General features: G+C 62.3%; 1 protein-coding gene. It reads right to left on the bottom strand.

Going from position 1 to position 1,561, the window contains the following annotated elements; translation table 11 throughout:
- Positions 1–311 precede the first annotated feature (311 nt).
- Positions 312–1,325: a glycosyltransferase family 9 protein gene (locus ACVWVQ_RS14235; RefSeq protein ID WP_457509082.1), complete on the bottom strand. Its 1,014-nt coding sequence runs from the start codon at positions 1,323–1,325 to the stop codon at positions 312–314.
- Positions 1,326–1,561 lie beyond the last annotated feature (236 nt).

Here is a 1,561-nt window from a genome sequence, read left to right as displayed (position 1 = left end):
GACGTGGCGGAACGGCAGACGCGCTAGACTTAGGATCTAGTGCCGCAAGGCGTAAGGGTTCAAGTCCCTTCGTCCGCATGAGAATCCCCTACTTCCCCAGCCCCTTTCCCCCAAGAGGGCAGAAGTTCCCCCGGTCAACAGCAATGCTGACTGCCTTACGGTCGCTCGCCAGCAAGCCTAGGAGAGCCAAGGTGACAAAGCAAGCTCTCCCGCCGGCTAAAAGCAGACAGGGACACATCTCCCAGGCTAGAAGGCTTCTCGGTCCGCCTGCAGAGAAACTGGACTGGGTTGCTGCCACGAAAACCTTGGCTCTAGGCCGGAAAGATCACCTGCAGAATTTGCTCGGGGGCAATCGACTCCACCTTCCCATCGGCCCCCTTGACCGCCCGAAACGGCCCCTCTGAAGGCAGCAACCGCAGCGGGTCGGTGGGCCCAAACAACGCCACCAGCGGCGTCTGGGTAGCCACCGCCAAGTGCATAGGAGCACTGTCCACACACAACAGCAGCGTCGCCCCCCCAATCAAAGCCGCCAGCTGCCCCAGCCGGACAGGACGGCTCACCGGCAGCTCCGGCAGTTGCGCCAGAAAGCCCTCCGCCAGCTGCTCATCCTCTGGCCCCACCACCAGCACCAACGGCAGCTCCGGCCGCTGCTCCCGAAAACCCTTGATGACCTTGACCCAGTTGGCAGAGGGATAGATCTTCTGAATTCCCTTCTCCTGCGACAGCTGGCTGGCCCCCGGATGCAACAGCACATAATCTTGAGCGGCATCCCCCAAAAGGCGCTTGCGTTCCTGCTCTGCCCACTCCAGGTCTGCTTTTTTCAGACGAATCTGGGGCAACCCCGCCGGCGCAGCAATGCCAAACCCCTGCACCAGGTCGTGGTACATCTGGGCCGCATACTGGGCTGGCTTCAGGGGCACCGGGTCGGTCAGCCAAGGTCGCCCCGGCCCCGGCGGCGCATAGCCCACCCGCTTGGGAATGCCGGTCAGCCACAACAACAGCTTGACCCCCAAGCTTCGGCCCAGGCTCAGCACCCCGTCATACTGCCGCTCCCGAATGCGCCCCAGCAGGTCGCTGAGATCCCCCAACGACAGCTGTTCTTTGAACGGAAAAGTCAGCACCCGACTCACCGAAGGGCAAACCTCATAAGCCCCTGCTGCCCGCGGCTCCACCAGCACCTCCAGCTCCGCCTCCGGAAAGCGCTGCCGCAAACTGGCCAAGGTGGGAAAAAACAAAATCTGATCCCCAATCCCGCCCGGCACCAGAGCCAAAAGGCGGGGGGCCAAAGGCGCTGTGCCGCCAACTGCTCGAGAAGCCACCTGCATAAAGCATCCTGTAGAAAGCGGTATCCAGGGATCCCTGGCTCAGGACATCCCGCGCTTACTCTATCTCAAATTGCAGACCTTCAGCAGATTGCAGACCTTCAGGACAGGCTGGGCAGACCGGTTCCAGCCCCCTGCTGGCCCAGAGCGTTGTCTACCCAGGCTCTCATCCGCGATGATGGGCTGTGGCCGCCACCTTCTCCAAAGGCAGCACCATGACGGAGGAGCCGATTCCGCTG

The sequence above is a fragment of the Thermostichus sp. MS-CIW-36 genome, assembly GCF_054059035.1.
Note: the sequence above shows the minus strand (reverse complement) of the source record. Positions and strands in the feature narration are given on the sequence as shown.

Bases quoted from the DNA above. Each gene is read 5' to 3' on its own strand.
- ACVWVQ_RS14235 (WP_457509082.1), bottom strand. From the start codon at position 1,325: ATGCAGGTGGCTTCTCGAGCAGTTGGCGGCACAGCGCCTTTGGCCCCC.